This is a genomic window from uncultured Thiohalocapsa sp., assembly GCF_913062725.1.
In the GTDB taxonomy this organism is placed as follows: Bacteria; Pseudomonadota; Gammaproteobacteria; order Chromatiales; family Chromatiaceae; genus Thiohalocapsa.
The window spans coordinates 26,112-34,630 of the sequence record NZ_CAJXWY010000043.1; the positions used below are offsets into that span (position 1 = coordinate 26,112).

The following is an 8,519-nucleotide window of genomic DNA, read 5'->3' on the forward strand; positions in this document are numbered from 1 at the left end:
TCGTGGGCCGCCGCGATGCCGCCATCCCGCCATCCCCTTGTCCCGGAGCATCCCAGCCCCTCGCGGGCTACCATGACGGCAATCTCTGCCAGATCAGGTGCGCTCCTATGGATGACCGCCAGGTCACCGCCACCATCGCCGTGCTCCGGGCCATGGACCAGCTGTCGTCGAGCTATTGGCAGTTGTTGCTGGCGGCGCTGGGGCTGGTCTTGCTCTGGCGCATCGGCACCCGGGCGGTGGGGGAGCGTCCGCTGTTCGACCACTTTCCGCGCATCACCGCCGCACTCGATGTGCTGGTGCTGCCATTCAGTTGGATCATCGCCGGCGCGTTGCTGCGCCTGGGCAACCGGGCGGTGGGACTGCCGGCCTTGGATGCGCCCATCAAGTGGCTGACGGCGCTGGCGGCCTATCTGGCGGCGGGCTGGGCGGTGGCGCGGTTCATCGAGGTACAGCTGTTACTGAGCGCCGAGGCGCGGCAGCGCGACCGTGTGCCACAGCTCATCGTCGGCCTCATCTACATCATGTTGATGCTCGTGGGCCTGGGCGTCTTCCTGACCCAGCGCGGCTACTCGCTCTCGGGCATCTGGGTTTCCACGGGCGTCGCGGCGGCGGTGCTGGGCCTGGCGCTGCAGCGGACGCTCGGCGACCTGTTCTCGGGCATCGCCATGGGCATCGAGCGACCCTTTCGTATCGGCGACTGGCTGGAACTGGCGGACGGACGTCTCGGCGAGGTGGTGGACATGAACTGGCGCGCCACGCGGCTGCGCGGCTGGGACAACGCCACCCTGGTGGTGCCCAATTCCAGTCTCGCGAGCCAAAGCTTCAAGAACCTGCACGGCGAGAGCCACGTCTATGCGCCCTGGTACTTCGTCGAGCTGCCGCCGGAGGTGGATCCGCGCTATGCCACCGAGCTGTTGCTGCAGGCGGCCATGCGCTGCGACAGCGTGCTGAAGCTGCCGCCGCCGGTGGTGCGGCTCGCCGAAGGCGGCCGTCTCCCCTACAGCTACATGGTCTGGGTGCATCTGCGCCAGTATCCGGCCATGTTCCGGGCCCGGGAGGAGCTATTCCGCGAGATCCATAAATCCCTGCAGGAATCGGGCATCGAGGTGGCGGCGCAGGTGCAGGAGATGCGCACCCGCCGGGCGCGCGTCATCAGCGCCGAGCCGCCGACGCTGGCCCTGGCGCTCAAGTCACTGGAGTTCGCCGGCGATCTGGCCGAGGACGAGCTCGCGCAGATCGCCGCCCGCAGCGAGTATCGCCATTTCGATGCCGGCCAGGTGCTGCTGGCGGAGGGCGCCGTCAGCGACGCCCTGTATGTGATCGCCGGCGGCTTGGTGGACAGCACCGTGCTGCTGGCCGACGGGACGCACAAGACCCTGGAGACCCTGGGGCCCGGCAGCTACTTCGGTCTCACGGCCATGCTCACCACGGAGCCGAGCTTTGAAGAATGTATCGCGCGCAGCGATGTGACCCTGATCCGCGTCGATCTCGACTGCGTGCGCGCCATCGTCGACGCCCGCCCGGCGCTCAAGGACAAGCTGGTGGAACTGGTGAAGCAGCGCTGGGACCTCGCCGAAGCCGCCCGGGTGCAGAGCCGCCGGCGTACCCGGCGTCTGAGCATGCGCGATATCCGCCTGGGCCTGGAGCGTCGGCTCTACAGCGCGCGCCTGCCGCGGCCCTGACGCCATCGGCATGACGAGCGCTGCGCCCGCGACCGGCGCGCGTGGTGATCGTCGGCTTGCAATCCCACGCCAGTCCGGGTCTGATCGGCCTGCGACAACAACCACCGGAGATAGACGACATGCCGCAGCTGAATTGCCGGGCCTGGTCCCGCGCCCTGCTCATGGCCCCGACACTGGCACTTGCCCTGGCCGCTGGGCCGGTCAGCGCAGGCTGGACCATGGACCCCACGCGCTCGCACCTGAGCTATGTGTCCATCAAAGCCAAGGACGTGGGCGAGGTGAACACGTTCAAGGACATGGCCGGCACCATCACCGACGAGGGCCAGGTGACGGTGTCCCTGTTCCTGGACAGCGTGGAGACGCTGATTCCGATCCGCAACGAGCGCATGCGCGAGTTCCTGTTCGAGACCACCGATTATCAGGAGGCCACGCTCAGTGCCAAGGTGGACCCCGCCGTCGTCGCCGGAATGCAGCCGGGTGAGATCGCGGAGATCACCGCCGAGGGCAGCCTCTCGCTGCATGGCGAGACCCAGCCCATGATCATCCGCATGCAGGCGGCGAAGCTCGACGGCGGCACCGTGATGGTGGCCAGCACCCAGCCGCTGATCGTCGACGCCGCCAAGTTCGGCCTCAGCGCGGGCGTCGAGAAGCTGCGCGAGATCGCGGGGCTCGCGAGTATCAGCCACGCCGTGCCGGTGACCTTCGTGATGACGTTCGTTGCGGCACCCTAGCCGGTGGCCGGCCGTGGCTTGCGGCCGGTGATCGGCCCGGCGCGTCGGCGGGCCTGACCTGGAGCATGGGCAGGGGAGAGGGTCAACGGGGGTAGGATCAACGGGGAACTGCTCGGGCGACGCCAATCGGGTGCCGGTCAGTCGGGTGCCAGTCAGTCGGATGCCACCGGGAGTGCGCTCAGCGGGGTGCGGCGGCGAGTCCGGCGCGCCGTTGGTCGAGTGTTCGGCGCAGCGTACAGTTGCGCCGCATGCACCAGCGTACGTAGAGGACCATGCCGGTGGCGGTGACGCAGAATACCAACGCCGTGCCGCCGGTCTGGGCGCCGGCGCCGAGCGCCATGAGATCGAACGTCGCCCAGGCTGGTAAAGACACCAGCGCGGCGAGTGTCAGCGCGAAGACGAAGGGCCAAAGTGACCGGCAATCTTTACAGCGTTGGGTTGGCGCAGACATTGTTGGTTGTTCAAAAGCATGATTGTTCCGACTGGGTGTAGGTTGTCACCTGGACAAAACATCTTCAACCCCTGGGAATCAGGGTATTTGCTGCGGCCTCGTGCGCGCCGACTACGCTGTCCGCCTCGGACTTGAGCGTCGCTGCCACGGTGGTGGCGTCGCCGCGGATCGCGGCAGTTACTCGGCGATGGGCGCGAACAGCTCGTCGATGTCTGCGGCGCTGAAGGCCGGGCCGCCGTCACCGCCGCCCTCGCGGTAGATGCCTTCGGCCAGCGCCTGCTTTTGCTGCTGCATGGCCATGATCTTCTCCTCCACCGTCTGCTCCGTGAGCAGCTTGTAGACAAACACCGGCTTGTCCTGGCCGATGCGGTGGGCACGGTCGGCGGCCTGCGCTTCCACGGCGGGGTTCCACCAGGGGTCGTAGAGAATGACGGTGTCGGCCTCGGTCAGGTTGAGGCCGAGACCGCCGGCCTTCAGGCTGATCAGGAACAGGTCCACGTCGCCGCCGCGGAAGCGCTCGATGACCTCGTCGCGCTTTTTGGTGCGCCCGGTGAGCTTGGCGTAGCGGATGCCGCGGCGCTCGAGCTCCGGCTCGATGAGCGCCAGCATGCTGGTGAACTGGCTAAATAGCAGGATGCGCCGGCCCTCGTCGAGCTGCTCCGGCAGCAGGTCCATCAGCAGTTCCAGCTTGGCGGAGTGCTGCACGCGCCGGGCCGCCGGCAGGCTCAGCAGGCGGGGGTCGCAGCAGGTCTGGCGCAGCTTGAGCAGGGCGTCGAGGATGGTGATGCGGCTGCGCGCCATGCCGTGGGCGGCGATGGCCTCGCGCACGCGTTGTTCCATGGACAACCGAATGCCCTCGTACAAGGACGCCTGTGCCTCGCCGAGGGCCACACTGCGCACGATCTCGGTCTTGGGCGGCAGCTCCGTGAGCACGTCCTGCTTGCGCCGGCGCAGCAGGAAGGGCGCCACCCGGCGCGCCAGGCGGGTGCGGCGCTCGGCGTCGCCGTGCTGCTCGATGGGCGTGCGCCAGTGGCGTTTGAAGCGCTGCTGATCGCCGAGGAAGCCGGGCAGCAGAAAGTCGAACAGCGCCCAGAGCTCGCCCAGATGGTTCTCCATGGGGGTGCCCGTGAGGCACAGCCGGTGACGGGCGTCGAGGCGCCGCACCACCTGCGCCGCCTGGGCCCGCGGGTTCTTGATGGTCTGGGCCTCGTCCAGGATCAGTAGATGCAGCGGCTCCGCCGCCAGGCGTTCGCGGTCCCGGGGCAGCAGCGGGTACGTGGTGAGCACCAGATCATGGTCACCGATGCTGTCGAAGCGCTGGTGGCGCTCGTTGCCGTGCAGCACCAGCACGCGCAGGTCCGGCGTGAAGCGCTGCGCCTCGCGGCGCCAGTTGCCGATGAGGCTGGTGGGCGCCACCACCAGTGCCGGCCGGTCGAGGCGGCCGGCTTCTTTCTCGAGCAGCACATGGGCCAGGGTCTGGATGGTCTTGCCGAGGCCCATGTCGTCGGCGAGGATGCCGCCGAGGTCGAAGCCGCGCAGGAACTGCAGCCAGTTGAGGCCGTGCTGTTGGTACGCCCGCAGCGCGATGGTGAGACCCGCCGGCGCCACCACCGCGGGGATGCGTGAGAGATCCTGCAGCTGTTTGGCCAGGTCGCGCAGGCGTCTGCCGCCGGAGAGCGCAATGCCGCGGGCGGCGAGATCGTCCAGCGCGGGGGCGTCGAAGCGCGACAGGCGCAGCTGGCCGTCGCCCGCCGGCGGCTCGTCGCCGAAGAGCTCCCGCAGCGTCTCCAGCACCGGCTGCAGGCGCTCGCCGGGCAGGTCGACATAGCGCTGCTCGGCGTCGGCGTCTTCACCTTCGCGGGGCGGAATGGGCACGCTGACCACCGCGGGCAGCGTCGCCTGCGGTCCGAGCGCCAGGAGCGGCGCGATGATGGGCACGAGGGGCAGGCGGCGGTCATCCACCTGCAGATCGAAGCGCAGGCCGAACCAGTCGTGGCCCGGTGCGTCTTCGGCGTCGTCGATGGCCGCTTCCCAATCGCCGGTCTCGAAACGCAGCCGGAAGCTGTCGTCGAACGCAATCTGCCAGCCGCGCGCTTCCAGCGCATCGAGACCCTGGCGCAGCAACGCCGACCACTGCGCGGCGCGGGTCAGCGCATCGTCGCCGGCGGCCGCCAGCTGCAGGGGGCCACGGCCGGGCTGGCCCTGATCCGTGGGCGTGAAGCCGTGCGCCGCCAACACCTCGACGGCGGCGGCCTCGGCGGCCGTGTCCCGGCTCACGTCCACCAGCCCGTCAGGCGTCTCGGTGACGCTGTGCGACTCCGCCGGGTGGGCGGGCACCCGGTGGCCGGCATAGTCGAAGGTGAGCTGCAGCCGGTGTGCATCGGCGCCGCCGCGACCGCCATGCAGCGCGAGACAGGGCACCGCGGGGGCATCGGTGATCGGCGTCAGGGTCACCGGTGTGGGGGTGGGCAACGGCAGGTCCGGGAACTCCTTCAGCAGTAGCCGCGAGACGCCCTCGGCGCGCTCCTGCGGCAGCCGCGGGGCGCGCTTGAGCTCGTTCAGCTGTGCCGTGCGCAGGCCGTGGGTCAGCAGGTCGCCGATGGTGTGTCGCAGCGGGTCCAGGTAGCTCGGCGGGTCTGTCAGCAGGATTTCCGCCGTCGGCCCACCGGCGGGGGCTTCGGCGCCGTCGCCGACGTTGAAGGTGAGGTTCAGGAAGCCGTCGGCGTCCTCGTCCCAGCGCATCAGCAGTGGCCGCGGCTCGGCCTGGGTCAGGGCGGGCGCGTCCTGCTGCTGCCAGTGGCAGCGCCCGGTGGCCACCATACGTGTCAGCGCCAGGTGCCCGAGCGCGCCGGTGAGCACCGGTATCATGGGCCAGCTGCCGCTGCTGATGCCGCGCAGGAGCTTCAGGATCTCGGTGTCGACCGGCTGCATGTAGCTGGGCTCGCTGTGGCTCTCCGCCAGGTTGCCGAGCACCAGCGGGCGGCCCTTGGAGAGCCGAGCGCTGGTTTTGAGTGGGCGCACGACGCGCAGCTCGACTTCGACGCCACGGGTGGCGGGCTTGAGCAGATACAACAGGCGTTCCTGGGCCGCCGTCTCCGCCTCCCGTCCGGCGGCGGCCACGCGTGTGAGCCAGCCCTTGGCCAGGTCGCTGTCGGCGCCCTGCAGCACCCGCTCCGGTGCCGCCGCGAATTCCAGCAGTGCTGCCGCCACATGCTTGCAGTTGTAGCCCACGGGGCAGTCGCAGTCGCCGTCCAGTGAGGCGCCGTAGGGCTCCCAGCGGATGGCGATGGTCTGGCGGTAAACCCGGCCCTTGCTGCCGAGCACCTGCGCGCGCAGGCGTACGCCGTGCTCGTCGGCGCGCACGGGCTCGACGGCCAGCACCCGGCCCTGCTCGAAGTAGCCGAGGCCGCGGGTGTAGTAGGTTGAGCCGACATAGGCGCGGATGTCGGCGCGGGACAGGTGGGTCTGGTCGGACATGCTCCGGGGGCGTCCGGCGGGTACAACTGCCTAAGCTTACGCAAAGGACGCCGAGAGCGGAACCCGCAGCAAGCGGCCGCTGGTCGTCGCCGATGCGTTTTTGGCTGTTACGGGCCGGCGGGTGGCTGCCAGCGACAGGCCTGGTGACAGGCCGGTCGCCCTGGGATGTTTGGCTTTCGCCGCTCGGGTGGCGGCGGCGGCCGTGGATACGTCCCTGTGCGCTGCACGACAGTATCCCCGCCGTCGGCGCCCCACAGCGCCGGTCCGTGAGGGCGGACGGCTCAGAGCACCTCGCAGGAGTCCAGCACCACCGGTTGCTTGGTGCGGCCGCTGCGGCTGCCCTGGGCTTCCATGGCGTCGATCACGTCCATGCCGTCGACGACTTTGCCGAAGACGACGTGCTTGCCGTCCAGCCAGGGGGTTGCGGCGACGGTGATGAAGAATTGGGAGCCGTTGGTGTTGGGGCCGGCATTGGCCATGGACAGCAGGCCGGGCTCGGTGTGCTTGCGTGTGAAGTTCTCGTCCGGGAACTTGTCGCCGTAGATGGACTTGCCGCCGGTGCCATTGCCGTTGGTGAAATCGCCGCCCTGGATCATGAAGCCCGGGATGATGCGGTGGAAAGGCGTGCCGGCATAGGCCATGTCCTCGCCCAGCTCGCCGCTGCAGAGGACACGAAAGTTCTCCGCCGTCTTCGGCGTCACATCCTGGAAAAGCTCCAGCTCCACGGTGCCGGCGGGCTCGCCGCCGATACTGACCGCCAGCTCGACGTGCGGGTTCTCGGCGGCGGCGCTGGTTGCGGCCAGGCCGAGCGCCGCCACGAGCGCGGCGCCGGCGAGATTGCGGGTGGTGACAAGGTGCATGGTGAGGCTCCTATCTGGCGATTGCATCAGTGGTGTTGCCGGCGCGGGTGCGCGGCGGCGTGCATTGTCCGTGAGCATTCGCTGCGTGGGCAACCGGACCTGTCCCCGGTCTCGCGGCGGGGCGGTCCCGGTGGTGACCCACCGCCGGCGCTGGATGCAGGGGGACTGGTGGCAGGGGCCGTCGGCGCCGCCGGTGCGTAAGGCTGCGGCGGCTTCGCGTCGTGGCTCGGCTGCGGGTGGGTCGGGGTCTGCCGGCCGCCGGCGGCGCGCGACGCGCCGCCGGGATCGGCCCGGCGAGGCGGGACGGTTATTGCTCAGCGTCGCTGGTGGCCACCTGCTCACGGGCGGTGACGATGATCTCGACGCGGCGGTTCTGGCTGCGGCCGGTGGCGGTGGCATTACTGGCGATCGGGCGATCCGGCCCCGCGCCCTCGGCGGTGAGTCGGCTCGGGTCTACGCCACGCGCCACCAGGGCACGCATGACCGCCTCGGCGCGCTGCTGCGAGAGCGATTGGTTGATGGCGCGGCTGCCGATGCTGTCGGTGTGACCCTCGATGCGGGCGGTAAGCTCCGGACGCTCGGCCAGCAGATCGGCGGTGCGGTCCAACGCGGCCAGCTCACCGGCGGGCAGGGCCGCGCTGCCGCTGGCGAAGCGCAAACGGTCGCCGCCGAGGTTGATGACGATCCCCTCTTCGGTCAGCTCGCCGCCGAGGGCCGCCGCCATATCGGTGAAGGCCTGGGCGCGGGCGGCACTATCGCGGACGCTGGCCAGCGCCGCCTCCGTGGCCTGCATTTCGCCGCGGGCATCACCGAGCTGCTCCCGGGTCTCCGCCAGACGCTGGTTGAGGCGCGCGATCTGCTCGGCCGCCGCCGCCTCGGCCGCGTCGCGCTGCTCGCGCACCACTGCCAGTTGTTGCCGCAGCGCCTCGCGCTCCTGGGCTTGGCGGGCATCGCCGGCGGCGACGCGCGCCTGCAGCGCCTCCAGCGCCCTTGCGTGCTCTGCCTCGAGGGCGGCGATGCGTCGCTGTGCCGCGGCAACCATGCCGTCGCGCTGCGAGCGCACCACATCGAGCTGCTGCTCCAGCGCGTGCCGGTTCTGACTCAGGCGGGCCTGGATGGCGGCAATGCGATCCTGCAACGCCTCGACCGCGGCGTGATGCTCATCCGCCGGGATGCGTGCGGCGAGCTGTTCCTCGACGCTGTCACGCTGCGCGCGCACCACGTCCAGCTGCTGCTGCAGGGCCCGGGTCTGCTGATCGAGGCGCGCACCCATGGCGGTGAGATCGCGCTCGGCGGCGTCGACGAGGTCGTGATGCTC

General features: G+C 70.0%; 6 protein-coding genes. 2 read left to right on the forward strand and 4 right to left on the reverse strand.

Annotation, left to right across the window (positions count from 1 at the left end; translation table 11 throughout):
* Positions 1–107: 107 nt before the first annotated feature.
* Together QZ588_RS12480 and QZ588_RS12485 are read left to right on the forward strand one after the other, a co-directional pair.
* Positions 108–1,682, forward strand: coding sequence for a mechanosensitive ion channel family protein (locus QZ588_RS12480; RefSeq protein WP_295543205.1), 1,575 nt, complete (start codon positions 108–110; stop codon positions 1,680–1,682).
* Between the two features lie 119 nt (positions 1,683–1,801).
* Positions 1,802–2,413, forward strand: a complete 612-nt coding sequence (locus QZ588_RS12485; protein ID WP_295543206.1) for a YceI family protein — start codon at positions 1,802–1,804, stop codon at positions 2,411–2,413.
* Positions 2,414–2,591: 178 nt separating this feature from the next.
* Here the strand turns inward: QZ588_RS12485 and QZ588_RS12490 are convergent, their stop codons facing one another.
* The 4 genes from QZ588_RS12490 to QZ588_RS12505 form a co-directional block, all read right to left on the reverse strand.
* The gene (locus tag QZ588_RS12490; protein WP_295543207.1) at positions 2,592–2,864 is read right to left on the reverse strand and encodes a hypothetical protein; all 273 of its coding nucleotides are present in this window, start codon (positions 2,862–2,864) and stop codon (positions 2,592–2,594) included.
* A 177-nt stretch (positions 2,865–3,041) separates the two neighbouring features.
* Complete coding sequence (locus tag QZ588_RS12495; RefSeq protein WP_295543209.1) at positions 3,042–6,341, reverse strand: DEAD/DEAH box helicase; 3,300 nt, start codon at positions 6,339–6,341, stop codon at positions 3,042–3,044.
* Between the two features lie 281 nt (positions 6,342–6,622).
* The gene (locus QZ588_RS12500; protein ID WP_295543211.1) at positions 6,623–7,201 is read right to left on the reverse strand and encodes a peptidylprolyl isomerase; all 579 of its coding nucleotides are present in this window, start codon (positions 7,199–7,201) and stop codon (positions 6,623–6,625) included.
* 307 nt (positions 7,202–7,508) lie between these two features.
* Positions 7,509–8,519: OmpA family protein (locus QZ588_RS12505; RefSeq protein ID WP_295543213.1), on the reverse strand; the 1,011-nt coding region annotated here is incomplete at its 5' end.